24 protein-coding genes and 3 pseudogenes are annotated in these 26,244 nt (G+C 49.7%); 23 read left to right on the plus strand and 4 right to left on the minus strand.

Annotated elements, in window-relative coordinates; translation table 11 throughout:
* Positions 1-768 (plus strand): FtsX-like permease family protein (locus LH51_RS01585; protein ID WP_036519154.1); only part of this gene is annotated, 768 nt, incomplete at its 5' end.
* The gene (locus LH51_RS01590; protein WP_036519157.1) at positions 761-1,453 is read left to right on the plus strand and encodes an ABC transporter ATP-binding protein; all 693 of its coding nucleotides are present in this window, start codon (positions 761-763) and stop codon (positions 1,451-1,453) included. The genes LH51_RS01585 and LH51_RS01590, both read left to right, overlap by 8 nt.
* Here the strand turns inward: LH51_RS01590 and LH51_RS01595 are convergent.
* A complete protein-coding gene (locus LH51_RS01595) occupies positions 1,450-1,956 on the minus strand; it encodes a DUF2062 domain-containing protein (RefSeq protein ID WP_235263413.1) in 507 nt (168 codons plus the stop codon). The genes LH51_RS01590 and LH51_RS01595 overlap by 4 nt on opposite strands.
* Before the next feature lie 120 nt (positions 1,957-2,076).
* Here LH51_RS01595 and LH51_RS01600 point away from each other — a divergent pair, with 120 nt between their 5' ends.
* From LH51_RS01600 to murB, 7 genes are read left to right on the plus strand one after another with little or no spacing between them, the layout of a single operon-like run.
* Positions 2,077-4,329: a DNA internalization-related competence protein ComEC/Rec2 gene (locus LH51_RS01600; protein ID WP_036519163.1), complete on the plus strand. Its 2,253-nt coding sequence runs from the start codon at positions 2,077-2,079 to the stop codon at positions 4,327-4,329.
* A 59-nt stretch (positions 4,330-4,388) separates the two neighbouring features.
* Entirely contained in the window at positions 4,389-5,006 is a 618-nt protein-coding gene (locus LH51_RS01605) for a MotA/TolQ/ExbB proton channel family protein (protein WP_036519166.1), read from the plus strand.
* Positions 5,007-5,021: 15 nt separating this feature from the next.
* Positions 5,022-5,480 (plus strand): ExbD/TolR family protein, encoded by a 459-nt coding sequence (locus LH51_RS01610; RefSeq protein ID WP_036519168.1) that lies wholly within the window; start codon positions 5,022-5,024, stop codon positions 5,478-5,480.
* A complete protein-coding gene (lpxK, locus tag LH51_RS01615) occupies positions 5,477-6,499 on the plus strand; it encodes a tetraacyldisaccharide 4'-kinase (protein WP_036519171.1) in 1,023 nt (340 codons plus the stop codon). The genes LH51_RS01610 and lpxK overlap by 4 nt, the downstream gene beginning before the upstream one ends.
* On the plus strand, positions 6,492-6,680 hold the full coding sequence (locus LH51_RS01620) for a Trm112 family protein (RefSeq protein ID WP_036519173.1): 189 nt from the start codon (positions 6,492-6,494) through the stop codon (positions 6,678-6,680). The genes lpxK and LH51_RS01620 overlap by 8 nt, the downstream gene beginning before the upstream one ends.
* A 4-nt stretch (positions 6,681-6,684) precedes the next feature.
* Positions 6,685-7,458: a 3-deoxy-manno-octulosonate cytidylyltransferase gene (kdsB, locus tag LH51_RS01625; RefSeq protein WP_036519174.1), complete on the plus strand. Its 774-nt coding sequence runs from the start codon at positions 6,685-6,687 to the stop codon at positions 7,456-7,458.
* On the plus strand, positions 7,431-8,483 hold the full coding sequence (murB, locus tag LH51_RS01630; protein ID WP_235263414.1) for a UDP-N-acetylmuramate dehydrogenase: 1,053 nt from the start codon (positions 7,431-7,433) through the stop codon (positions 8,481-8,483). The genes kdsB and murB overlap by 28 nt, the downstream gene beginning before the upstream one ends.
* A gap of 45 nt (positions 8,484-8,528) precedes the next feature.
* Here murB and rne read toward each other — a convergent pair.
* Positions 8,529-11,448 (minus strand): annotated as a pseudogene (rne, locus tag LH51_RS24580) (ribonuclease E).
* Positions 11,449-11,916: 468 nt separating this feature from the next.
* Here rne and rluC point away from each other — a divergent pair.
* From rluC to LH51_RS01670, 9 genes and pseudogenes are all read left to right on the plus strand, one after another.
* Positions 11,917-12,885 carry a 23S rRNA pseudouridine(955/2504/2580) synthase RluC gene (gene rluC / locus LH51_RS01640; RefSeq protein WP_052063346.1) on the plus strand — a complete coding sequence of 323 codons (969 nt, stop codon included), beginning with the start codon at positions 11,917-11,919 and terminating at the stop codon, positions 12,883-12,885.
* Between the two features lie 33 nt (positions 12,886-12,918).
* Positions 12,919-14,538 (plus strand): ATP-binding protein, encoded by a 1,620-nt coding sequence (locus LH51_RS01645; RefSeq protein ID WP_081960615.1) that lies wholly within the window; start codon positions 12,919-12,921, stop codon positions 14,536-14,538.
* A complete protein-coding gene (locus tag LH51_RS01650; protein ID WP_036519176.1) occupies positions 14,531-15,214 on the plus strand; it encodes a response regulator in 684 nt (227 codons plus the stop codon). Before LH51_RS01645 ends, LH51_RS01650 begins: the two co-directional genes overlap by 8 nt.
* Before the next feature lie 153 nt (positions 15,215-15,367).
* Complete coding sequence (locus LH51_RS23865; protein WP_235263415.1) at positions 15,368-15,745, plus strand: hypothetical protein; 378 nt, start codon at positions 15,368-15,370, stop codon at positions 15,743-15,745.
* A 26-nt stretch (positions 15,746-15,771) separates the two neighbouring features.
* The gene (locus LH51_RS23870) at positions 15,772-15,972 is read left to right on the plus strand and encodes a hypothetical protein (protein WP_327123964.1); all 201 of its coding nucleotides are present in this window, start codon (positions 15,772-15,774) and stop codon (positions 15,970-15,972) included.
* Positions 15,969-16,364, plus strand: coding sequence for a Bug family tripartite tricarboxylate transporter substrate binding protein (locus LH51_RS23875; protein WP_327123965.1), 396 nt, complete (start codon positions 15,969-15,971; stop codon positions 16,362-16,364). Before LH51_RS23870 ends, LH51_RS23875 begins: the two co-directional genes overlap by 4 nt.
* Before the next feature lie 80 nt (positions 16,365-16,444).
* The gene (locus LH51_RS01660) at positions 16,445-16,933 is read left to right on the plus strand and encodes a tripartite tricarboxylate transporter TctB family protein (RefSeq protein WP_036519179.1); all 489 of its coding nucleotides are present in this window, start codon (positions 16,445-16,447) and stop codon (positions 16,931-16,933) included.
* Positions 16,934-16,966: 33 nt separating this feature from the next.
* Positions 16,967-18,455 (plus strand): annotated as a pseudogene (locus LH51_RS01665) (tripartite tricarboxylate transporter permease).
* Positions 18,456-18,528: 73 nt separating this feature from the next.
* Positions 18,529-19,146 carry a tRNA-(ms[2]io[6]A)-hydroxylase gene (locus tag LH51_RS01670; protein ID WP_036519182.1) on the plus strand — a complete coding sequence of 206 codons (618 nt, stop codon included), beginning with the start codon at positions 18,529-18,531 and terminating at the stop codon, positions 19,144-19,146.
* A 19-nt stretch (positions 19,147-19,165) separates the two neighbouring features.
* Here LH51_RS01670 and LH51_RS01675 read toward each other — a convergent pair whose 3' ends face one another.
* Positions 19,166-19,891: a UDP-2,3-diacylglucosamine diphosphatase gene (locus LH51_RS01675; RefSeq protein WP_036519184.1), complete on the minus strand. Its 726-nt coding sequence runs from the start codon at positions 19,889-19,891 to the stop codon at positions 19,166-19,168.
* A gap of 11 nt (positions 19,892-19,902) precedes the next feature.
* Positions 19,903-20,412 carry a peptidylprolyl isomerase gene (locus LH51_RS01680; RefSeq protein WP_036519187.1) on the minus strand — a complete coding sequence of 170 codons (510 nt, stop codon included), beginning with the start codon at positions 20,410-20,412 and terminating at the stop codon, positions 19,903-19,905.
* Positions 20,413-20,620: 208 nt separating this feature from the next.
* On the opposite strand from LH51_RS01680, the gene LH51_RS01685 reads away from it, so the two are divergent.
* From LH51_RS01685 to LH51_RS21950, 5 genes and pseudogenes are all read left to right on the plus strand, one after another.
* A complete protein-coding gene (locus tag LH51_RS01685; protein WP_036519189.1) occupies positions 20,621-22,300 on the plus strand; it encodes a glutamine--tRNA ligase/YqeY domain fusion protein in 1,680 nt (559 codons plus the stop codon).
* A complete protein-coding gene (locus LH51_RS01690; protein WP_052063347.1) occupies positions 22,300-23,286 on the plus strand; it encodes a hypothetical protein in 987 nt (328 codons plus the stop codon). Before LH51_RS01685 ends, LH51_RS01690 begins: the two co-directional genes overlap by 1 nt.
* 83 nt (positions 23,287-23,369) lie before the next feature.
* The gene (cysS, locus tag LH51_RS01695) at positions 23,370-24,770 is read left to right on the plus strand and encodes a cysteine--tRNA ligase (RefSeq protein ID WP_200881833.1); all 1,401 of its coding nucleotides are present in this window, start codon (positions 23,370-23,372) and stop codon (positions 24,768-24,770) included.
* A gap of 85 nt (positions 24,771-24,855) precedes the next feature.
* Positions 24,856-25,563 carry a magnesium transporter MgtE N-terminal domain-containing protein gene (locus tag LH51_RS21940; protein ID WP_235263416.1) on the plus strand — a complete coding sequence of 236 codons (708 nt, stop codon included), beginning with the start codon at positions 24,856-24,858 and terminating at the stop codon, positions 25,561-25,563.
* A 272-nt stretch (positions 25,564-25,835) separates the two neighbouring features.
* Positions 25,836-26,212, plus strand: a pseudogene (locus LH51_RS21950) (magnesium transporter).
* Positions 26,213-26,244 lie beyond the last annotated feature (32 nt).

A 26,244-nucleotide genomic window follows, 5' to 3' on the forward strand; every position in this document is an offset into this window, starting at 1 on the left:
GCGCCAGGTGATCGTATTACGCTGGTATTGCCTGAAGCATCCGTCAGCATTGCCGGTATCGTACCGCGAATGAAGCGTTTTACAGTTGCCGGTATATTTTCAGTTGGGGCTGAGCTGGATTCCAGTATGGCCTATATCCATATTGAAGATGCGGCCCGTGTGAAGCGCATGCCTGCAGGCAGTGTGGATGGGTTGCGGGTTGCGTTTAACGATCTGTTTCAGGCGCCGTTTCTGGTTAGAGAGTTGGCATCGGAGCTGGCTCGACCCATGCAAGTGTCTGACTGGACGCGTACGCATGGCAATCTGTTTCAGGCTATACAGATGGAAAAGCGCATGATCGGCTTATTACTGTTTTTGATCGTGTTTGTTGCGGCTTTCAATATTGTCTCTACGCTGGTTATGGTGGTAACAGATAAACGCGCTGATATTGCTATTTTGCGTACTATGGGAGCTACCCCGGCGATAATTATGCGTATATTTATGATACAGGGTGCCGTGATAGGTTTTATTGGTACGTCGCTAGGTTTGCTGCTGGGTGTGATATTGGCGCTGACGGTCAGTGATCTGGTGTCCGGCTTTGAACGCCTGATGGGCATAGAGTTTTTGTCAGCTGAGGTCTATTTTATCAATTATCTGCCATCTCAGGTGCAAGTGAGTGACTTAATCTCTATTGTTACGATAGCCTTGTCGATCAGCTTCGTTGCCACACTTTACCCGGCCTGGAAGGCCTCAAGAACACAGCCGGCCGAGGCATTGCGTTATGAATAACACCAAGGTACTAAGCGCAACTCAGATCAGTCGTCGCTACCAGGAAGCTGGTCAGACATTGGAGATTCTGAACCAACTTGACTTCAATGTTGAGAAAGGGCAGCGCCTGGCCATCGTTGGCAGCTCCGGCAGTGGTAAAAGCACCTTGCTGAACATTTTGGGTGGTCTGGAAAAACCTGATACTGGTGATGTGACTTTGCTGGGAGACTCCCTTTACGCAGTGTCAGAAAATCGGCGTTGTCGTATCCGTAATGAAAAGCTGGGGTTTGTGTATCAGTTTCACCATTTGCTGCATGAGTTTAGCGCGCTGGAAAATATTGCTATGCCCTTGTTGATCCGGGGAGAGTCTGTGACAGTTGCCAGTGATGCGGCATCATTACTGTTGCAACAGGTTGGGTTGAGTCACAGGGGTAGCCATAAGCCCGGTCAGCTCAGTGGTGGTGAGCGTCAGCGTGTCGCCATTGCCCGAGCACTGGTAACGCATCCCGCCTGTGTACTCATGGATGAACCCACTGGTAACCTGGACCGGCATACGGCAGAGGAGGTGCAGAGCTATCTGGATTACTTGAACCAGGCGCTGGGGATCGCGTTTGTAGTGGTGACTCATGACTTGAATTTGGCAGCGAGGATGGATCAGGTGTTTGTACTGGAAGACGGGCGCTTGGTGCAGCAAGCGGGCTCTTAATCCGGGTTGTTCTGTTTGTCTTGCTGTTGACGTTTCAGGCGCTCCCGGCCTCGTTTGATCCAGGTGCGACGTACCTGGATAGTCCAGAGAATACGAATACTGATAAATCCGATAACGCCGGCAATCAACCCTGAGATCAAACAGCCCAACAATAAGGGGCGCCAGATATGCTTGAAATTATCGTAAAGCGTATCCAGGTGCCACACCATGGCATCTGCACTGTCGCCAACACCCAAGATTAATTGTCCGATACGATAGGAAAAATAGAGCATGGCTGGCATGGTGATTGGATTTGAAATCCAGACCAGAGTAACCGATATGGGTAGATTCGAACCAATGAATACGGCCAGTATCGCAGCGACAACCATTTGAAAAGGCATAGGAAGGAACGCACAAAAAATTCCGACCAGAAATGCCAACGAAACAGAACGGTGAGAAAGGTGCCAAAGTCCCGGGTTTTTGATATGTTCACCTAACCAGCTAAGCTGCGGGTGATTTTTCACCCAGTGAGGATCTGGCATATATTTTTTTAGAATTCTGCGGGGCATAATCAGCTAATCAAGGATTGGTTACCTGAGTATTATGCCGTGTTACACCAGTCAAACCAATAGCAAGGGTCAAGGATGATCGCTTATCTTTCCGGTCTGTTGAGCGTAACTTTTCTGCCTCAGCTTTCGCTGGCCTGGCTGCTTCTTTTGCTTCTTCCTTTTTGCTGGGTTTATCGCCTGCGCCAGATACTTCTGTGTTTTCTTGCAGGTGTATTGGTAGCTGCTATGTATGGCGCCTGGCAGTTACACCATCGCCTTCCGGAAACCCTCGATCGCACTGATGCTCTGTGTCAGGGTGTTGTCGCGGGTTTACCTGAATTTACTGATCGGCGAACGCGTTTTATTTTATCAGTGAAGGCTTGTGACAATGCCGCCCCGGCAATACAGCAACTACGTCGCATTCGAGTGAATCAATATCATCAGCACAATGACCTTGCTGGCTCAATAGCTGCCGGCGATAAGCTAACGCTTTTACTTAGGTTACGCACACCACATTTTCTGCAAAACCCGGATGCCTTTGATCTGGAGTTGCATTTTCTGCGTTCTGGCTGGGATGCCAGTGCGACTTTGCTGGAGATTAAAGAGCATCAATCGAAAGCGTTGCGTTTGCAGTCAATCCGAGGGCATTTTCGTGACTACCTTTGGCGTAATTTTGCAGGTACACAAGCTGCCTGGTTATTACCTGCCATTACACTGGGTGATCGTTCATCCATGACGGATGCGCATTGGCAGGTGCTGCAGCGAACTGGTACAGCACATCTGCTCGTGGTGAGTGGGTTGCATATTGCGGTGATAACGGGTGTTGGATTATTGCTAGGACGCCTGTTAACCAGTCTGTTGTTGCTGGCAGGGATACGTCACAGATACGCGCGTGCTTTACCATTAATATTGGCCTTTGTATTTGCTACGGGTTATGCCGTTATAGCTGGATTTAATTTGCCGGTTCAACGCGCCTGGTTGATGGTCTGCGTGTTTCTGGCAGGAGAGTGGCGATTGCTACAGTTTTCCGGTTGGATGCGTTGGCGTATTGCGCTTATAGTGGTTCTAACTCTGCAGCCTCTGGCGATTATACAGCCAGGTGCATGGATGTCCTTTGCAGCGGTCGCACTATTGCTGTTCCTGTCAGACTGTTATCAAACCAGACATAAGCGATGGTTGGGGCAGTTATTCAGGGCGCAGTGGGTCATTTTCATTGGCATGATTCCGGTTATGGCAGTGGTGTTTCAACAATTTGGTCCTGTGGCCCCTCTCATTAATCTGCTGGCAGTTCCGGTTTTTTCTTTGTTCATCATGTTATTGCCAGTTTTCTTGTTAGGGATGATGTTTGACTGGGGCTGGGTTGCCGGGGTGCTGGTTTTATTTCTGGATGGGTTTTGGCAGTTTCTGGAACAATTAGCCTGGATGCCAGGGGGGCATCATAGCATCGCCAGCCCTTCAACAACTGTATTGCTATTGCTGGTGCCTTTGCTAAGTGCCTTGTTGGCTCCGGTACCCTGGCGATGGAAGTGGATAGCCTTGCTGTTATGTGTGCCGCTGATCTGGCCTGCGTTGCAGAAGCCATCAAGGGGTGAGTTTCGTGCTCTGGTATTTGATGCCGGACAGGGGCTTGCTGTTCTGGTTGAAACGCATAACCATCTACTCATGTATGATACAGGTCCGGGTTATTTTGGTGGCGGCAGTGCCTGGCCTTATGCCATAGAACCCTGGTTCAAAGCGCGTAACTATGATGCTTTGGATCATCTGGTGATCAGCCATAATGACCTTGATCATGCCGGTGGCTTAGTTGCTTTGAATGCCAGTCTGGTAGTAGGACGACAGGAGTCAGGAAGCTTACAGCTGCAGGCGCGCGGTTTTGAATCATGTCATCTGCAGCAGGTCTGGGAATATGATGGAGTCAGCTTTCGCTATTTGACAGATGGGCCTTCAGGTACAGCCGGTGAGAATGATCGCTCGTGTGTGCTTGAAGTACGTAGTGCAGATTGTACATTGCTTCTGCCCGGTGATATCCGTGTAGCAACCGAGTATGACCTGATGCGTAGCAATCGTCTCAGACCGGTTACCTGGCTGGTTGCTGCGCATCATGGCAGTAACACCTCTTCCAGCGGCGTTTTCATAGACCGGCTGCAACCAGAGGCCGTAATATATACAGCCGGTTTTAATAATCGTTATGCCCATCCAGCCACAGAAGTGGTTGAGCGGTTTGCTCTACGCGGCGTTCAGGCATACGACACAGCCGTGATGGGGGCCATTACACTCAGTGCTGAAATCGGCCAGTGCCTGGAGTCAGCACAAAGGCAACGAAAAAGACGTTATTGGACAAGCGGTTGACCTGATGTTTTTGTTTGTTTCATGGTAGAGTTAACAGGTGATATAGGGAGGCTTGCAGAGTGTTTGAACTGATTAAATCGGGTGGTTGGCTTATGTTGCCGATCATCGCTTGTTCTATTGCTGCTATGGCGATCTGCTTTGAGCGCCTATGGTTTTTGAAAACAACGCGAGTGATTCCTCAGGGGCTGCTGGCTGAAGTCTGGGAGTTGATCCGCAGTGGTGAAATGACGCCTGAGCGTTTGCGCTCAATCTCAGAGGGCAGTCCGCTGGGAAGTGTGATCGTTGCAGGTGTGCGTAATGCACGCTATGGTCGCGAGATTATGAAAGACAGTATCGAGGAAGCGGCCAGCCATGTTATTCATGAGCTGGAGCGGTATTTGAACCCGCTCGGGACCATCGCGGTCATTACACCCTTGCTGGGACTGTTGGGCACTGTTATCGGTATGATCAAGGTCTTTACTGCTATCATGATTCAGGGAACAGGGAATGCCAATGTATTGGCTGGCGGTATTTCGGAAGCGCTGATTACGACGGCGGCCGGGTTGTCCATTGCTATACCCGCGCTGGTTATGCACCGCTATTTTCAACGCCGCATTGATACCCTGGTACTTACTATGGAACAGGAAGCTGTGAAGCTGGTTGAGGTGTTGCATGGCGAACGTGATGACAGTCTGTGACAGCAGGAGCGTCCGGTGAAATTTTCTCGTCAACGACAAGAAGACCTCAGTATTAATCTGACGCCATTGATTGATGTGGTGTTCCTATTGCTGATTTTCTTTATGGTAACCACGACCTTTACACGTGAAACCCAGTTGGAAGTGAGTCTGCCTGAGGCCGCTTCGGCGCAGACTGTCGCGCAGGAGCAGGAACGCATCGATGTGGTTATTAACGCTGAAGGGCTATATTCCGTCAATGGACAAGCGCTGGTAAATGCGCAGATACAAACGCTTCGCCAGGCTATCGCGGAGCAGATCGAGGTCGGAGAGCGGCGCAGTATTCCCTTTGTTATCACAGCGGATGCTCAAACACCGCATCAGGCGGTGGTGTCGGCTATGGATGTTGCCGGCCAGTTAGGTTTTTCTCAGCTGCGCATCACAACACAGGACAGTGCAGAGCCATCATCCTTGGCTACTGATGACCCGGACCGATGAAATCCATTCTGGAGCACGCCTGGTATAGGCAGGCAGCCTGGTTAAAATTATTACGGCCCTTGTCAGCTGCTTTTACTTTTCTGGCTCGGCGGCGGCGTGACGATTTTCGTAAAAATGAGCGGAGTTGGGTTGCGTCTGTACCTGTACTGGTAGTTGGCAATATTAATATTGGTGGAACCGGGAAGACACCGGTTGTTTTGGCACTGATTGAACTGTTGAAATCCCAGGGCTATAAACCGGGGGTGGTTAGTCGTGGTTATGGCGCTAATCCACCTTGCTTTCCCTGGTTGGTCGAACCTCAGCAGAGCGCTCATCAGGCGGGTGATGAGCCGTTATTGATTGCAACACGAGGACAGGTGCCTGTAGTTATTGATCCTGATCGTCCAGCTGCTGTGCGTCATCTGCTATCACACTATGATTGTGATCTGGTTATCAGTGATGATGGGCTACAGCATTATGCACTGGCACGCGATATTGAAATTGCGGTTATTGATGGTGTGCGCGGTCTGGGTAACGGACGCTGTTTACCGGAGGGAGCGTTGCGCGAGCCACCTGAGCGTCTGTCTGAAGTGGATTTTATCCTTCAGAATGGAGAGGGTGCCGGGTTGCAGCATGCGCATGCTCAGGTATTTCAACTGGCTGCGACGGCTTTTTTGAATTTGCACACCCAGGAAATGCAGCCGGTTGATCTATGGGTATCAGCGCATGGTTTAGCGCCTGTCACGGCGGTTGCAGGTATTGGCAATCCCGGACGTTTTTTTGCAACCTTGGAAGCATTGGGCTTACAGGTTGTGGAGCATCCTTTTGCAGATCATCACCCCTTTGTTGAAGAAGATTTACGCCAGGCGGATGGCACTTTAGTCATCATGACCGAAAAAGATGCGGTAAAATGCCGTCAGTTCAATTGTCCCGGTTGTTGGGTGCTGCAGGTCAGCGCCATTTTGCCGGATAGCTTTAAACAGTCACTACTGCAGCGTCTTGCAGTCGTCCAAGATGAAAAAGGTAATCTGTATGGATAAGAAATTACTGGATATACTGGTTTGCCCGGTATCCAAAGCACCACTTGAGTATAACAAGGATTCAAATGAGCTGATCTGTCGCGCCAGTGGTCTGGCTTATCCGATTCGTGATGATATCCCGGTATTGCTGGAAACTGAGGCGCGAACGCTGACAACAGAAGAGCGGCTGAAAGAGAAATAAAACCATGGGATTTTCTGTAGTGATACCGGCGCGATATGCGTCCAGCCGTTTTCCTGGTAAACCCCTTGCTGATTTACTGGGTAAGCCTATGCTTCAGCATGTTTATGAACGTGCCTGTGAAAGTGAGGCGTTGCGGGTCATCATTGCAACGGATGATCAGCGTATAGCCAATGCAGCAAAGCAGTTTGGTGCAGAGGTCTGCATGACCTCGTCTGAACATCCATCAGGTACCGACCGATTGCAGGAGGTGGTGCAGCTGCTGGGCTTTTATGCAGATGATATCGTGGTGAATGTTCAAGGTGATGAGCCGTTGATACCGCCACGTATTATTAATCAGGTGGCACATAATTTAATGGCAGTACCTGAAGCAGGTATCGCTACGCTGTCAGAGCCGATTGAGTCGATAGAGGCATTACTCAACCCCAATGTCGTCAAGGTAATTAATGACCGTCAGGGGATGGCATTGTATTTTAGCCGTGCCACGCTACCCTGGCCGCGCAATGCCTTTCAGTCAGGAGATCAGTCGGTGATGCCGCAAGGTTTTTCCTGGCAGCGCCACATTGGCCTATATGCTTATAGAGTGCGCATGCTAAATGATTTTGTGACCTGGCCACCAGCCGCCTTGGAAGAAACTGAGTGTCTTGAACAGTTGCGCGCTCTCTGGAATGGTGTGCGGATCCATGTAGCCCCCGCTGATGAGGCACCACCTACAGGTGTAGATACACCGGAAGATCTGGAGCGGGTCCGTGAATGGTTGGTACAACAGGCCAGTCGCTGATGCTTGAGGTGCAGAAGCAGGTATCGTTGCAGGCACTGAACAGTTTTGGTTTCAGTAGTATTGCTGACAGCTATACTGAAATTACTGAGCCGTCACAATTACCCTTGCTAATAGACTACTGTCAGGCGCATAAGTTGCCCTGGTTGCTGCTAGGTGGCGGTAGTAACCTGGTGTTGTCTGCACATGTGCCCGGTGTGGTTGCGCTAATCAAACTTCAGGGTGTTGATATTACTTCACTGGAGCCGCCGTATGTTCGTGTGCGCGTTGCCGCAGGGGAGCCCTGGCATGAGACGGTGTCCTGGCTGTTGAGTCAGGGTTATTATGGTCTGGAAAACTTAGCACTGATACCTGGTGCGGTTGGCGCAGCACCTGTGCAGAATATTGGTGCCTATGGTGTTGAGTTGAAAGACCGTGTCACAGGGGTTGATGTATATGACACCTTACAAGGACAGTTTACACGACTGAGTTCAGCTGAATGTCAGTTCAACTACCGTGACAGCCTGTTCAAGTCCGTTGAGCCGGGGCGCTACATTATTACAGCGGTTGAATTTGAATTATTTACTAATCCTGATCACCTGGTATTGAATTATCAGGCGCTGCAGAAAACCTGTGAAGTGTTGGCAGGTTCTCAGGTTATAACACCAAGGCATGTATTTGACGCGGTCTGTCAATTGCGTCGGAATAAATTACCCGATCCGGCAATGCTGGGTAATGCTGGAAGTTTTTTTAAAAATCCATGGGTGAGTCAGGCTAAATACCAGATACTCCGGCAGAATTTTACCGATCTGGTCGCTTATCCTGATGCTGGTGGCTACAAATTGGCAGCCGGTTGGCTGATTGAAGCCTGTGGCTGGAAGGGTAAGCATTACGAGAAAGTGGGGGTTTATGCCAAGCAATCTCTTGTACTGGTCAATTATGGTGGTGGTGACCGGGAGCAAATTGAAAGTCTGGCTACGCAGATTAGCGATTCAGTTCATGCTGTTTTTGGAATCTGGTTGGAGCCTGAGCCGCGTTACTATCCTTGATTCAGAGCACCAATAGAAAGGGCGGGGTAAACCCGCCCTTGGCTATTATGAAGAACTGCTATCGCTGTCTTCTGTTTGTTGAGCCTGACGCCGCTTTAAGCGAGGGTCATTAGAAGCACGACGACCAGATCGACGGGCTGGCGGCGGTTGAGGGATGCTCTCCTCAGGTGCTGTTAGCGTTTCCTTAACGTCACTGGATGCTTCTTCAGTATCCAGATCAATCGTTACTTCGGCAGCAGGTTCCTGTGCAACCTCTTTGGCTATCTTGACCTCAGCTTCTGGTTCAGCTTCTGGTTCAGCTTCTGGTTCAGCTTCTGGTTCAACCTCAATCTCAGGTGCCGATTCAACAATTTCCGTTGTCTCATCTGAGGCCGTGATTTCAGTATCCGCAGTGGTTTCTACAGTAGTCTCTGGAGTCTCAGAGGTGAGGTCGGTCGCTTTGTGATCAGCTGTCTCGTCAATTTCTGGCGCTGCTGGTTCTGGCGCTGCTGGTTCTGGCGCTGCAGGGGCTTCCGCTGGAGCGGGTTGTTCAATTATTTCAGCCTTTGCTTCAGTCTCATTGAGCGGCTCTGCGAGCTGTTCTGCTGTCTCTTCCACTAATGCTGTATTTTCCATCTGCAGCGGTGCATCTACCGAAGTCTCCTCGGCTTTGGAGGCAACAGCTTCCTGAACTTCCTGAGCTTCCTGTATTTGCTGTTCCGGATCTGACAGATTTGATTCTGTCTCATCGGTTGCAGTCAGTGTGCGTTTTGCATTGCGCTCACCGGTACGGCGACGACGCCCACGCTGACGACTACGGCTATTCTCGGATTCTGAATGCTCTTTCTCTGCGCCAGTATCCTGTGTAGCGGCTGTAACATCCTGTGGTTGTTTGTTCAGTTCGGTTTCAGTGACCGTCTGTTCAGATGCTTCAGGTTTATCCTGTCGACGCTTGTCATTGTTGCGACGGCGACGGCGTGGGCGCGTAGCATTGTCATCTTGAGTCGATTTTTCACCTATAGGTGGCAGGTTCTGCTCCGGCTCAATAGTGATGACTTCTTCCTGACGCTCATCACGACTACGATCCCTGCGTTTGTCGTTGTCTTTAGGACGACGGCGGCGCTTATCACCTTGTTGAGTCTGGCGTGCATTTTGTCGGCGCCCGTCAGCTTCGGTGCGACTGTTGTTGCTACGCTCTTCTGCTGGCTTTTGCGTTGGAGTCTGTTTCTGCTGCGTAGTCGCTGTCGTGGGTTGTGCAACAAACAGTGTTTTCAGCGTTGACATTACACGGCGTGCAAACGAGCTGCCGCTACTTTCCGGAGCTTTTACTGTGGGAGCATTGGATGGGCTCGGCTGTGCAGGAGCTTCGGTTGTAACGGACACCTTACGTTCAGGTGGCGTGATGGTTTTTACAGCGGCTTCTTCACGTTTTATCGGTTTGCGCGCACTGTCATCGGCATCCTGCTGCTGAGGTTCAGGCTTGTTGCTGAAGCCAGTGTTGTCTGTTGTGGCGACAGTATGATCATCACGTAGTCTCACGACTTCGTAGTGAGGTGTTTCCATATTTGGATTGGGTACGATAACAACCTGAACATCGTGACGGCGTTCAATCGCATGCACTTCAGCACGTTTCTCATTCAGCAGAAAGGTAGCCACGCTGACTGGCAGGATCGCACGGATCTGTGAGGTGCGGTCTTTAGAGGACTCTTCTTCGATCAGTCGCATGATGGATAGAGCCAGTGAGCCAGTATCGCGAATAACCCAGTGCCGTTACAGCGAGGGCATACACTACCACGGGTTTCGCTGAGGGAAGGGCGTAAACGCTGGCGTGACATTTCCAGCAAACCAAAACGTGAAATACGGCCCATCTGTACGCGGGCACGGTCCACTTTTAGTGCGTCACGCAAGCGGTTTTCGACTTCGCGCTGATTCTTGATTGGCGTCATGTCGATGAAGTCGATGACGATCAGGCCACCAATATCACGCAGGCGTAATTGGCGGGCAATTTCATCTGCCGCTTCCAGATTGGTGTTGAGCGCTGTCTCTTCAATATCGCTACCGCGTGTTGCACGGGCTGAGTTGATATCGATGGACACCAGTGCTTCAGTCGGATCTATAACGATAGAACCACCGGATGGAAGTTGCACTTCACGCTCGAATGCGGTTTCGATCTGACTTTCAATCTGAAAACGGTTAAACAGTGGTGTTTCTTCTTTATACAGCTTAATACGGCTTTCGAAGGTCGGGATGACCTGGCGTACGAACTGCAATGCCTGCTCATAGACTTCCGGGCTGTCGATCAGCACTTCACCGATGTCGGCACGCAGGTAGTCACGGATGGCACGGATAACCACACCACTTTCCTGATACACCAGAAACGGTGCTTTGCGTTGGTTAACTTCGAGAATGGCATCCCAGAGCGTCGTCAGGTAGTCAAGATCCCACTGCAGTTCTTCACTGCTGCGACCGATACCTGCAGTACGGATGATGACACCCATATTGTCAGGAACCTTTACACCGGACAGTGCTTCTTTAAGCTGGGCGCGGTCATCACCTTCGATACGGCGGGAGATACCACCCGCACGCGGATTGTTTGGCATCAGTACCAGATAACGACCGGCGAGGCTGATAAAAGTAGTGAGCGCAGCGCCTTTATTGCCACGTTCTTCTTTATCGACCTGCACAAAAACTTCAGTGCCTTCCTTAACGACTTCGCGAATATTTGGGCGTTGTCCGCGTTCAGGAGATTTACTGAAGTATTCACGGGAGATCTCTTTCAGTGGCAGGAAGCCATGACGGTCGGCGCCGTAATCAACAAAGGCCGCTTCAAGGCTGGGTTCAACCCGGGTAATGCGGCTTTATAGATGTTGGATTTTTTCTGTTCACGGCTATCCGATTCCATGTCCAGATCATACAGGCGTTGGCCATCAACAAGTGCAACACGCACCTCTTCCGATTGAGTTGCGTTAATCAGCATTCTTTTCATGTTGTTATGCGTTCTCAAAAACGTAACGCATTGCACCCCGTTCGCTTTGAGCCTAGCGGGTGTAAGTAAAGTCCAGTCTTTGTGACCGGCTGTCGCTATCGGCGAATGCAGCCGCAGGGCAGACAGTGTCTGCCAAACATGTCGGCGGTGAAGGAAACGTTAACCAATGTGGTTATTCTATATGCCTTGTGTCTGCGTTTAAGCAGTTTCCGGGTTAACGTGCATCTTCACCTCCAACCGGACCCTCGCTCTTGCAAAGGTGGTGAAAGCGTTACTTCAAATTCTGTTTTAATTTCAAATGAAATCAGTTAATGCTACTTGCACAAAGGCAACGATGGATTGAAAAAGTTCAGATATAAACGTCACCGGTTGCCCTGATTCGAAAATAGCTAAAGCCAACGGCTAGCAGCATCGGTAGAATATATCAGTAAAGCAACACCGCATCAATCAGTGAGACTGAATCAAAATATGTCAGATACCAAAGATCAAGCACTTCGCCCCAGTGTGCGCTTTATTACTGTTGCTGATGACAGGGATGGCCAGCGTATCGATAATTTTTTACGCACCGAGCTCAAGGGTGTGCCAAAGACCCTGGTGTATCGGATACTGCGTAAGGGTGAGATCCGTGTTAATAAAAAGCGGGTAAAGCCTGACTATAAACTCAATGCTGGAGATGAGTTGCGGATTCCGCCTATCCGAGTTCCAGAGCAAAATGAGCCTGTACCTGTGGGGCGGAGTTTGGCCGAGCATCTGGAGTCGGCAGTGCTGTATGAAACCGATGCACTCATTGTGATAAATAAGCCGTCCGGGCTGGCTGTGCATGGGGGCAGTGGTATCAATAATGGTTTGATAGAAGCGTTGCGGCAGATACGTCCCCAGGCGCGTTTTCTTGAGTTGGTACATCGACTGGACAGAGACACCTCTGGCTGCATTATGGTAGCAAAGAAGCGCAGCATGTTGCGTTATCTGCACGAGGGGTTGCGTGAGAAACGTATTCATAAAGTCTATCACGCGATTGTCTGTGGCAAGTGGCCTAACCGTCGCCAACGCATCAATGCACCCTTGTTACGGGATGAGCTGAAATCTGGAGAGCGGATTGTGCGGGTGCAGCCAGATGGCAAAGAATCTATAACTGATTTTCAGGTACTGCGCCGATTTGGTGATCTGGCTACGCTGGTTGAGGCCTGTCCTTTAACCGGACGTACCCATCAGATTCGTGTACATAGTCAGTTTAGTGGTTATCCTATTATAGGTGACACCAAGTATGGTGTTGATGCAGCGAATGCACAGATGCGCACAATGGGGTTGAAGCGGTTGATGTTGCATGCAGCGGAGCTTCGTCTGACTTTGCCTGATGGTGAGTTGTTGAAAGTTCAGGCGGAGTATGATGTGGAAATGGCTCGGGCTATAGAGGTGCTGGTTAAAATAATGGTTTGATCAGTAGCGGTATGCTAATCAAGGAGGGATCAGATGTTGACTATGCGTGCACGCATTCTGGCGTTAATCGGTGCATTAATTGCTCTGATGTTGGGTATGCAGGGCCTTTATCTCAACCTTAGTAAAGCTGATCTTCTGAGTGAGCAAATAGGACTGCGCGCCTTAAGTGTGGCCAAAACAGTTGCAGTGATACCTGAATTGATTGCAGCTTTTGATACCCAGGATCCAGCCATGATTATCCAGTCAATTGCTGAACGTATTCGGCAGGAGACTGGTGCCGAATATGTAGTGGTGGGTAATCGCGATGAGGTGCGTTACTCGCATCCGGTTCCTGAACGGTTGGGTCAGAAAATGGTGGGCAGCGATAATGAACCCGCCTTGTTTTACGGTGAATCTTATATTTCTTTTGCAACTGGTACGCTTGGGGAGGCTATGCGAGGAAAGACTCCAGTCAGGGATATACAGGGGAATATAATCGGTGTGGTCTCCGTTGGTTTTTTAGTTGATCAGGTATCTGAGGATGTGGGGCGCTTGCTCTATCTGGGGTGGCTGATGATTGCTACCTCAGTATTGCTGGGTTTGGGCGGTGCTGTGTGGATTTCGGCCCATATAAAACACCTTATTCTTGGTTTGGAACCGCATGAAATAGCAAGATTAATCAATGAGAAAGAAGCAATACTTCAGTCAATACATGAGGGTATTGTTGCGGTGAATCGTGAGGGTCGAATTACCCTGTTGAATCAGTCAGCGCAGCGCACACTTGGTATCAGTGGGCACCATGAATTTCAAGGTATGCCAGTGGATGAGTTAGTGCCACATTCACGTCTTCAGGATGTACTAACCAGTGGTAAACGCCAGTTTGATCAGGAACTCTGGATTGGCGATACATCAGTAATCGTAAACCGTGTGCCTATTTTTAATCCTCAGGGAGAGGTAGATGGTGCCGTGTCCACTTTTCGTAGTCAGCAAGAGATTCGCGAATTGAATGCGGCTCTGAAGCAGGTCAATGCAGATGCTGATCTTTTACGTGAACAGGCACATGAATTTTCAAATCGACTCTATACAATCTCGGGTCTGCTGCAGTTGGAGAAAATTAATGAAGCGCTGGCACTGATCCACCAGGAAGGGCAGGTCGAGCAGGATCAGGTGCGCTTTGTGCTGCAGCATCTTAAAAATCCGGTTGTAGGCGCCATGCTGTTGTCAAAGATGAATCAGGCGCGTTTGCGGCATATACAGTTTGATATGGATAATGACAGTTCGCTCGAAAGTACGCTGCATCAACAGGGTCAGGATGCTTTACTTAAAATTCTCAGCAATTTGATTGATAATGCCTTTGATGCAGCAGAGGAAAGGACTGACACCCTTCCCAGAGTGCGATTGTTTTTTACTGATCTGGGTGAGCAGTTGTTGATTGAAGTTGAAGATAATGGTGCCGGCGTTGAATCCACCACACTGGAACAACTGATCCAACAGGGGTATTCAACCAAATCTGGGAATCACGGTGGCATAGGTTTGGCCTTAGTCAAACGTATAACGGATAGCTATGCAGGAAATATCTATCTTGAAGAGGGCGAGCTTGGCGGGGCCTGTTTTGTCGTAACCCTGGATAAAGCCTTATCAGTATTGCAGATGTGGCGGGAGATCAATGACTGAATATCGAGTGCTGATTATTGAAGATGACTTTCGTGTGGCTGATATTAACCGGCAGTTTATTGATCAGGCTGATGGCTTTGTTGTGGCAGGTATATGTCACACGGCGAGTGAAGCGCTGAAGTTTTTGGAGCAACAGGAGTGCATGCCAGATCTGGTTTTGCTGGATGCGTATATACCGGATGTTAAAGGGCTGGAGTTGCTGTGGGAGTTGCGTCGACGTTATCGGGCTCTCGATATCGTCATGGTTACAGCCGCAAAGGAAGTTGAAACCATTCAGGAGGCGCTTCGGGGAGGTGTTTTTGATTACCTCATCAAGCCGATAGAGAGCAGTCGGATGATGCAGATGCTGAAGCGCTTTGGTGATGAAAGGGCATTGATGCAGCAACATACTGAACTTGAACAGTCTATGCTGGATCGGGCGTTGATTCGCAGTGATTATGTGCCGGTAGAGGGAGGCCGACTCCCCAAAGGGATTGATCCACTTACGTTGGATCGAGTTAAAGGCGGGTTAGGCACAGGTGTTGCGCACACAGCCAGCTCATTGGCGCAACAGACGGGTGTCAGTCGATCAACTGCCAGGCGTTATTTGGAGTTTCTGGTAACGCGAGGTGAAGTAAGGGCTGAATTGGATTATGGCGAGGTTGGACGTCCTGAGCGACGTTATTTACTGGCTTAATGATTCATGCTCTCCAGTACCCGTGAACAAAATGAGCAAAATGGCGTTTATGCTGCTTTTATCAATTATGATCACAAGGTTGTGAGCTAATAGCGAGCTAATTAGATTGATCCGTGGTTATCCATAAAATGATAAGAAACAACGGAGCGCTCTATGCATTCTCTATTAAAAAAACCTCTCAAAACCCTCACGTTGATGGCTACTGCAATTACGCTGTCTACAGGTCTTATCGGCAGTGTAGCTGCTGCTGACTGGACACCATCACGAGCTGTTGAATTTATTGCCCCGGCTAATCCCGGGGGTGGTTGGGATACACTCGTTAGAACCACGGCAAATGTAATACGCACAGAAGGCCTTGCTGATCAAAACTTTGCAGCAATCAATGTGCCAGGTGGCGGTGGTGCAGTTGCCTGGGCTCAGATAGCGCGTGATAGTGGTAACGACCACAAGCTCTTTGCCACCAGCCTCCAATTATATTGGTGCCTTTGGCAGGAACTTCGCGTTTTAATCATACTGATTTTACCCCCGTAGCTCGTCTGATCACTGATTACTCCATTGTGCTGGTGCCCAAAGATTCTCCTTATGAAAGCATTACTGATTTATTTGATGCGATTAGTGAAAATCCGCGTTTAAGTGTTGGTGGTGGCTCAGCTGCAGGCTCAATGGATCATATCTCTATGGCCGGAGCTGCCGCGGCAGCAGGGATAAATGCAACGTCAGTCAACTATATTGCCTTTTCTGGGGGTGGCGAAGCATGACCAGTTTGTTAGGCGGTCATGTAGAAGCCGTAATTACGGGTGCTGGTGAGGCCTCAGCTCAACTGGGTAGCGGAGAATTACGTGCGTTAGGTGTATCTTCACCTGAACGAATTCCGGGTCTGGATGTGCCAACTTATAAGGAACAAGGGTTGGATTACACCTTTGATATCTGGCGTGGTGTGATGGCACCCAAGGATATCTCTGAAGAAGCCTTGCGTTATTATGAAAATCTGTTTGCCAGAATGATGGAAACAGATGACTGGAAAGAAGCAACAGAACGCCTCGGCTGGTTGGATGCCTATCAGAACAGCGAAGAGTTCGGCGCATTTCTGGATATGCAGCTAACACAGTTCCGGACAGTTCTGAGTGAACTGGGGCTGCTGCGTAACTAGGTTACCTTAGACATATTGCCAGCGTTGACTGAAGCGTATTGCAGTCAACGCATTTATCTGACGTATAAAAAGGTGACTCTATGGCACGCTTAACGGCTAATCAATTGATTGGAATAATTCTGTTCGTCTTTTCATTAGGTTATATCTGGATGGCCTTTCAGATCCCGGTTTTTCCTATACCGCGCCCAGTGGATTCTGATGCGTTTCCAAAAATATTGGGTGTTGGATTATTGATATTGTCCATCGTGCTTTTTTTCGACAAACAAGCATCCACCAAAGTGGATTTTCCAGATGCTGCAGAGCTTTTACCAGAGGACGCCGCGCTATCGAAGCGACCGGCTGTCCAGGTGATGGGTGCTGCTGCGGCTGTTCTGGCCTATGCGTTGTTGATTGAGCCTTTGGGTTTTTTGTTGTCTTCTGCATTGCTTGGCTTTGGATTGGCATTTTGGTTTGGATATCGCCAGCACTGGATCAATTTGCTGACAACCGGTGGTGTCGTCCTGGCCCTTTACTTGCTGATGAATAAGGTCATGGGAATCTACCTGCCTCAGGGTGTGTTGCCCTTTTAATGCTTACCAGTTCAGATAATAAGAAGGTCTATCATGGAATCCCTGAATAACCTGATCTTTGGTTTCAGTATAGCGCTGGACCCTGTAAACCTGATGTATGTATTTATCGGTGTGTTTGCTGGCACAATTATTGGTATGCTGCCCGGATTAGGGCCTATTAGTGCGCTGGCGCTGATGATACCGATCACTTTTAATCTCAACCTGCAACTGGCCTGATTTTGATGTCGGGAGTATATTATGGCGCAATTTTTGGGGGCTCGACTTCATCGATACTGCTGAATGCTCCGGGGTTGCCGGCACAGTGGCTACGTCATTTGACGGTTACCCTATGGCACAAAAAGGGATGGCCGGTAAAGCACTGGCCATCGCCGCTTATGCTTCTTTTATCGGTGGCACAGTATCCGTTATCGGATTAATGCTGATCGCTCCGCTGCTATCTAAAGTGGCGGTAAGCTTTGGTCCAGCTGAATACTTTGCGCTGATGGTATTAGGCTTAACCGCTGTGGTCAGTCTGTCAGATAAATCACTGTCCAAAGGGTTGATTGCCGCCATAGTTGGCATGATGATTTCAATTGTCGGTATCGACTTACAGACGGGTACGGAGCGCTATACTTTCGATAGCTTAGAGTTGATTGAGGGTATCGATTTTCTGGTAGTAGCTTTGGGTATTTTTGCCTTGGCTGAAGTGTTTTACATGCTGTTAAAAGGCGGTGGTAAAGTTCAAAAACGTAACGAAATCGGTTCGCTTAGGCTGACCCGGTCGGAAGTGAAAGAGATTGCGGCACCTATAGGGCGTAGTTCGTTGCTGGGCTTTTTTACCGGTGTATTACCTGGTGCTGGAGCCACCATAGGCTCGTTTTTGGGCTACAGCATGGAAAAACGCATAGCTAAAGATGGCGATACTTTCGGTAAGGGTAATATCAAAGGGGTGGCTGCACCAGAATCAGCCAATAATGCCGCTTGTGGTGGGTCGTTTGTACCCTTGCTGACTCTGGGTGTACCAGGTTCAGGTACTACAGCGGTGCTACTGGGTGCGCTGCTGGTTATGGGTGTCACACCGGGACCGATGATGCTGGAGCAGCGTCCGGATGTGTTTTGGGGGGTTATTGCCAGTATGTATATTGGTAATATTTTCCTATTGGTGCTGAATCTGCCATTGATTCCTTATATAGCGCGTATTCTGGATGCACCTCGTCCACTGTTGCTGTCGCTCATACTGATTTTTTGTATGGTGGGGGTCTATGGTCTGAGCTTCAGTAGCTTTGATCTAATACTGTTGCTGGTGTTTGGTTTGATCGGCTTGGCGATGCGTTTGCATGGATTTCCAGCCGCACCACTTATCCTGGGGCTAATTCTTGGTGCCTTGATGGAGGAATCTATGCGACGAGCCCTGCAAATCTCTGGTGGAGAGTGGGGTGTATTTATTGAAAAACCCATATCACTAACCTTGTTGCTGATAGCCTTGTTATCACTGGGACTGCCTTTAGTTAAAAAAGCCATGTCAAAAATAAGGTCAAAATGATTTCTTAGTTGGATTGCGTATTTCCGCAAGGTTATAATACTGGCCTTTCGGAAATACCAACCGCAGGATCATAATGACCGCCCTTGATGAAATTCACCAGTTCCTTCCTTGTGCAACCCCTGATCGTTGGATCGATGAAGCCGTAAAGCCAGAAAATCTCTGCTTGCTGTTGACCGATCATGCGCACTGTGAAAAGAAAGCCGCATCCACCGCGATGACGTTGATGTTTCGTTATGTGGATCGTCCTGATCTGCTGAATAAGATGTCCAGGTTAGCGCGGGAAGAGTTGATTCACTTTGAGCAGGTGCTGGCGATCATGCAGGAGCGGGGGATGGTGTATGACCATTTATCCTCTTCACGCTATGCCGGCGGTTTGAGAAAGCATGTCAGAACATCAGAGCCGGGGCGGCTGATCGATGTGCTGATTATCGGTGCTTTGATAGAAGCGCGTTCCTGTGAGCGCTTCGCCAAGCTGGCGCCTTTTTTAGATGAGCAGTTGGGAAAGTTCTACCGTTCTCTGTTGAAGTCCGAATCACGTCACTATCAGGATTATCTGCACCTGGCACGTGAATATGCGGGCGAACCGATTGATGAACGCATCGCCTTTTTCTGTGAAGTCGAGCGGGAGTTGATTGAAGCTGAGGATGAGGAGTTCCGCTTTCACAGCGGAACCCCGGTAGCGTTGCAATAGCTACACGCCAGAATCCGGATCAGATCTCGAAAGAGATCAATTGGGTGCCGCGAGTATCGGCCTTGATATACCAGCCTTGTTTATCCCAGTCACCGAGTACCATGCGCTCGGCCGTGCCGCTGGTGAGTGCCAGTGGGTGAACAGCCGGGCGGTGCGTATGGCCGTGGATCAGGCGACTGACGGCGGCTTTTTCCATGGCTTGTTGCACCGTAGCGGGGCTGACATCCATGATCGCTTCAGCTTTTGCGGCACCCTGTTTTTTACTTTCCATCCGCAGTTGTTCGGCAATGGCGATACGCTCATCCACTGATTTCTGTAAAAATGCCTGTTGCCAGGCCGGATCTCTAACCTGTTGGCGAAACGTCTGATAGGCCGTGTCATCGCTGCAGAGCTGGTCACCGTGCATCAGTAACGTCATCACGCCGTCAGGAAAGCGTAGCTTAAAGGCTTCCGGCAGTAGTTGCGTGCCAGCCTGTTTGAGCCATTGCTGGCCCACCAGGAAGTCCCGGTTACCCGCCTGAAAAAACAACTGCATGCCGCGATCACTCAAACCTCGCAACTGCTCGGCCAGTTGTTCAGCTCCTGGCAGGGGGGCGTCATCACCTATCCAGTATTCAAACAGATCGCCCAGCAGGTAAAGCTGCTGGCAATCGCGATCAAGGTTGTCGAGGAAGCGGCTGAGCCCGGCCGATAAATCCGGTCGGCCGGGCTGCAGGTGGATATCAGATATCAGTATTAACGACATAAATTGATGGATTACTCGGCGTTCGGCGCTTCCACGATCTCAGCTGAGACAATGATAACGTCTTCAGCCGGAACATCCTGGTGGCCTGCACGAGAAGTAGTCTTTACCTGTTTGATTTTATTAACAACATCCATGCCTTCGATCACTTTACCAAACACGGCATAACCCCAACCCTGAGAGGTTTTGGCGGTGTGATTAAGGAAACTGTTATCTGACAGGTTGATAAAGAACTGGGCTGATGCTGAATGAGGGTCCATGGTACGGGCCATGGCGATGGTGCCGGTATCATTGGTCAGGCCGTTGTCGGCTTCATTTTCGATGCTGTCTTTGGTGTCTTTTTGCAGCATACCGGGTTCAAATCCACCACCCTGAATCATAAAGCCATCGATGACACGATGAAAAATAACGCCGTTATAAAAGCCATCTTCCACGTAGGATGCAAAATTAGCGGCTGTTTTAGGCGCTTTTTCATGATTCAGTTCAAGGGTGATGTCGCCGTGGTTAGTGTGCAAAATGATCATCGTTTAAATCCTGTTGTGCTGAGTAAGGCCACTATTATACGCAAGTAGAAGTTTGCTGCATCTCAACTAATACAATTTTCAGTCGTTTTAATGTTCAATCGGCTACGCTGGGCCGTGCTTTAGCAGCTGCAGTCAGTTTATAATAGTCGGTTAATGTCAGTGATAGCTGAACCGCTATCCGTTTCATCAGCCAGTATAAGTTGCCCCTATGACCAAGCATGACAGCGTAAAGCCCACTAATTTTATTCATCAGATCATTGAACAGGATCTGCAGAACAACCTTAATGATGGCAAAGTCACTACCCGTTTTCCGCCAGAGCCGAACGGTTATCTGCATATAGGTCACGCCAAATCCATCTGCCTGAACTTTGGTACGGCATTAAAGTTCGGCGGGGAGTGTAATCTGCGTTTTGACGACACTAACCCGGAGAAGGAAAGTCAGGAGTATATCGACTCAATTGTTGAAGATGTGCGCTGGCTGGGTTTTGAGTGGGCTGGCAAGATACGTTACACCTCGGATTACTTTCAGCAGTTGCATGACTGGGCGGTACACCTGATCAACACAGGCAAAGCCTATGTGGACCACCTGAATGCGGAACAGATGCGCGAATACCGTGGCACCTTGACGGAGCCGGGGTGCAATAGTCCATATCGGGAACGCACAGTTGAAGAAAATCTGGCACTGTTTGCACAGATGAAATCCGGCGAACTACCTGAAGGCAGTTGTGTGCTGCGGGCTAAAATTGATATGGCGGCAGCGAATATCAATCTGCGTGATCCGGTGATCTATCGTATTCGTCATGCGCACCATCACCAAAGTGGTGATAGCTGGAAAATTTATCCTTCTTATGATTTTGCTCATGGACAGTCTGATGCGTTAGAGGGGGTTACTCATTCCATCTGTACCCTGGAGTTTGAAGATCACCGGCCATTATATGACTGGCTGATCGCCAACCTTCCAGTACCGGTGATTCCGCGCCAGTATGAGTTTGCCCGGTTAAATCTGAACTACACCATCACCAGTAAACGCAAACTCAAGCAACTGGTCGATGAGCAGCATGTCAGCGGCTGGGATGATCCACGTATGCCAACGATTTCCGGTCTGCGTCGTCGTGGTTATACGCCGGTAGCTATTCGTAATTTCTGTGACATGATCGGGGTCACCCGTTCCAATGGTGTGGTGGATATGGCGATGCTGGAATCAGCCATTCGCGATGACCTCGATGCCAATGCCCCACGCGCCATGTGTGTGACACAGCCGTTGAAAGTGACCATTACCAACTTCCCGGAAGGGGAAGAGGAGTGGTTCGAATTACCCGCACACCCGAAAGATGACACGATGGGTAGCCGTAAAGTGAGCTTTGGCCGTAATTTGCTCATCGAGCAGGAAGACTTTGAAGAGGTGGCGCCACGTAAGTGGAAGCGCCTGGCTGCAGGCGAGGCGGTGCGTTTGCGTGGTGCCTACGTGATCCGTTGCGAGGAAGTAATCAAGGATGCTTCAGGGCAGATTGTTGAGCTTAAGTGCAGCTATGATACAGCCACCCGAGGTGCCAATCCTGAGGGTTATAAAGCCAATGGCGTGATTCATTGGGTGAATGCAGATAACTCAGTGGCCTGTGAGGTGCGTCTGTATGATCGTCTGTTTACAGAAGCCAATCCGGAAGCTGATAAAGAGAAAACATTCCTGGATTACATTAACCCTGAATCTCTGGTGGTATTAACTGGTTGTCGTGCTGAGCCTGGGCTGGCAACAGCGGTAGCCGAAACCAATTTACAGTTTGAGCGTTTGGGCTATTTCTGCGTAGATAAAGCCACAACGCCTGATCAGTTGGTGTTCAATCGTACCGTTACTCTGCGTGACTCCTGGGCGAAGATTCAGAAAGGCTGATGAGTTGGCGTCTGATTCTGCTTGTGGCTGTTCAGCTCGGGCTTATAGCCTGTGCAGAACCGGCAATTAAGCCCGATCCGGTCGATTCCGGTGAGTCAGATGAGGCGTTTGTTTCTGAGCCGTTTGAGGCAAACGCTGAATCTGACCCCTTCGAGGCGGTTGTCAGTCAGGCTTATCCTGAACTGCCAGATCGTTTAACCATCGAGGCGCTGGCCGGATTAGCGGACGCCGTTAATGAAAGCTCAGGTCTGGCCTATCGCAATGGACATGTCTGGACGCATAACGATAGCGGTAATGATGCCATGTTATTTGAGCTGAGTGCCTCGGGTGAGCAGATTAACCGTCGCGTACATCCGCTGGAATCAGTCAATCACGACTGGGAAGCCTTGGCTCAGGATGATGATTACCTCTATATTGCTGATTGCGGCAATAACCTGGGTGATCGGATCTGGATTCAGATTTATAAAGTAGCCTGGGATGAGCTGGATGCGGCTCGGGATCGTGGTGTGGTGGCTTCACAACGGCTCAATGTTCGCCTGGCCGATACGCAGCCTGAGCGTAATCTGCGTGCTCATAATAATGACTGTGAAGCGCTGACAGTAGTAGGTGATGAACTTTGGCTGCTAACCAAGAACTGGCAGAACAATAACACCCGCCTGTATCGTCTGAACAAGCATGCTGAGGCTCAGCAGGCTATCAGTCATGCCGAGTATCCAGTCCGAGGTCTGATTACCGGCGCAGATTATAATCCGCAAACACAGCAACTGGCATTAATTGGCTATCGGCTGGGGTTTTTAAATACATCCGCGTTTATCTGGTTGTTACCGGTCACAGACGGACAGCCAGACTGGAGTCAAGCCAGTTATCATCAGCTTAACCCGATGGGGCAGTGGGAAGCTATTATGTGGCATGAGGGTGATCTCGTCGTCACGCGTGAGACCAGTCTGCTGGGCCGGGCGCAGCTTGGCATTATCCGACTGAATTAACCTTGGGTTAACCTGTATCCTATATAATCCGTGCTCTGGCTGTGTCGCAGTCAGAGGCCATATCAAGATCAAGAGTGCATAGCATGTTACAGATATACAATACCCTGACACGTTCCAAAACACCCTTTGAACCTTTGCAAGCTGGGAAAATCGGCATGTATGTGTGTGGTGTAACGGTCTATGATTATTGTCATATTGGGCATGCACGGGTGATGGTGTCGTTTGATGTGATCACCCGCTATTTACGCTGGTCTGGCTGGGAGGTCAACTACGTCCGCAATATCACCGATGTGGATGACAAAATCATGCGCCGGGCGGCCGAAAATGGCGAAACCGTTGAACATCTGACTCAGCGGATGATCGCCGCAATGCATGAGGATGAACAGACCCTGTCAGTGTTACGCCCGGACCATGAGCCGCGGGTCACCACGCACATGGATAATATCATTGTGTTTATCACTGACTTGATTGATAGAGGCTTTGCTTACCGGGCTGACAATGGTGATGTATATTACCGTGTCGAGAAGTTTGATGGCTATGGCAAGCTCAGTGGTCAACAGATCGAAGAGCTGCGTTCAGGTGCGCGTGTGGAAGTTGATGCCTTGAAAGAAAGCCCACTGGATTTTGTGCTCTGGAAAGCGGCCAAGGCTGGCGAGATCAGTTGGTCCTCCCCCTGGGGAGATGGGCGTCCGGGCTGGCATATTGAGTGTTCAGCCATGTCGCGTTGCTGCATAGGCACCACCCTGGATATTCATGGTGGCGGGCCGGACTTGCCGTTTCCACACCATGAAAATGAGATAGCCCAGTCCGAAGCGGCCAATGATTGTACCTATGCCAATTACTGGATGCATGCGGGTGCCGTCAGGGTGAATCAGGAAAAAATGTCCAAGTCGTTGAATAACTTTTTTACCATTCGTGACGTATTGAAAGCCTATAACCCGGAAGTGGTGCGCTATTTTCTAACCAGTGCACATTATCGCAGCTATATCGATTATTCAGAATCCAGCTTGACTGAGGCGCGTTCTGCCCTGGAGCGTTTCTATCAGGCACTGCAGGGTGTTGAGCTTGCCGCTGAACCACAGGGGGTTAATCCAGCCTACCAGCAGCGTTTTTGTGAGGCGATGGATGATGATTTTAATACTCCGAAAGCGCTGGCGGTGTTATTTGAGCTGGTGAATGAATTGAATAGCGCAAAACGTGAGCAGTCTGCATTACTGCCGCATCTGGCAGGGGAGCTGAAACGTCTTGCCGGAGTGCTGGGGTTATTGCAGCAGAGTCCGGATCAGTTCCTCAAGGGGGAAGATAAAGCCGGTGAGATCAGTGCGGCAGAGATCGAAAGCTTGATAGATGCACGTAAACAAGCCAGGGACAACAAGGACTATGCAGGTGCTGATCGGATCAGACAGACGCTTCTTGATCAAGGCGTGGTGTTGAAAGACAGTCGTGAAGGCACCAGTTGGTATCGTGAAACGGTTTCCTCCTGAGCTATAGCAGTCAGCGGAGCTTCTGGTCGTAATGCTGGAATACAGCATTCCACTTCAATCAGTTTTGTGTAGATAGAGGGTTTTCATGCACGAAGGAACGCAGTTTTCATCAGCTGAAGAGCAGCTGGTTTATTTGCAGGCATTGATTGAAGCTGAGGATCACTCAGGTCTTTGTCGTGCCTTGGAAGATAAAGAATCTGCTGATCTTGCGCGCTGGCTGGAATCCTTCCCTGCCAATCAACGCCATCAGATCTGGTTAGCCGTACCGGATAGCCAGCTCGGTGAAGTGCTGGCTGAAGTGGCTGAGGATATCCGTACAGAGTACATGACCGATATGTCGGTGGCTGATGTCACTGAGCTGGTCAAAGGACTGGATGCGCAGGAAGTAGCCGAAGTACTTGATGTAGTCGAAGACCACCTTAAAACAGAGGTCTATGAGTCACTTGACGAGATTATCCGCTCTCAGGTGGAGGTGCTCCAGGCGTATGACGAAGATACCGTTGGTCGTTACATGGACCCGGAAACCGTCAATGTCAAGCAGGGCGTAACTCTGGAAGCCGTACAGCGCTTTGTACGTATTCATAAGTTGCTGGATGATGAGTCACAGGAAATTATGGTGACAGATAAGGATAAGCGCCTGCTGGGTACGATTACCCTGATTGATCTGGTTAAACAGAATCAGGATTCGCTGGTAGATGAGTTCATGTACAAGGCCTTCACCCTGAATGACACTATGAAGGTCAATGACGCCGCTTCAGTGCTCAGGCCAGGGAACTTTATTTCGCGCCGGTAACCAATGCTGAGGGGGTCTTGGTAGGGCAGTTGAACATTGCCGATATTATTGAAATTACTCAGGATGATTCCGACATGACTTTAAAGCACATGTCTGGTGTCAGTGATGAGGAAGAGTTATTTTCCCCTATTCTTCAGAGTGCCAAAAGTCGGGGTATCTGGCTGGGTATTAATCTGGCGACAGCCTTTCTGGCCGCGGCCGTGATTGGTCAGTTTGAGGCCGTACTGGAACAGGTAGTGGCTCTGGCCGTGTTGATGCCTGTCGTTGCCAGTATGGGCGGCATTGCCGGGAGTCAGACGTTGACAGTGGTGATACGCGGTATGGCGCTGGGGCAGATAGCCGGTAATAACAAGGTCTGGCTATTCAATAAAGAGTTATGGGTGGGGTTGACCAACGGGGTTATCTGGCACTGGTCGTTGGCCTGATCTCTCACCTCTGGTTTGGTGATCCAAAGATATCTCTGGTCATTTCAATTGCAATACTCGTGAATATGACACTTGCCAACCTGGCCGGTATTACGATTCCGTTGCTGTTGAAAAAGCTGAAGATCGATCCGGCTCTATCAGGGGCTGTCATTCTGACAACGGTAACCGATGTTGCAGGCTTTTTGTCTTTCCTGGGGTTGGCAACCCTCATAATTTTGCATTGAAGTAGTAAAGCACATTAAAAAGCTTATATAAG

The organism is Nitrincola sp. A-D6, assembly GCF_000764495.1.
In the GTDB taxonomy this organism is placed as follows: Bacteria; Pseudomonadota; Gammaproteobacteria; order Pseudomonadales; family Balneatricaceae; genus Nitrincola.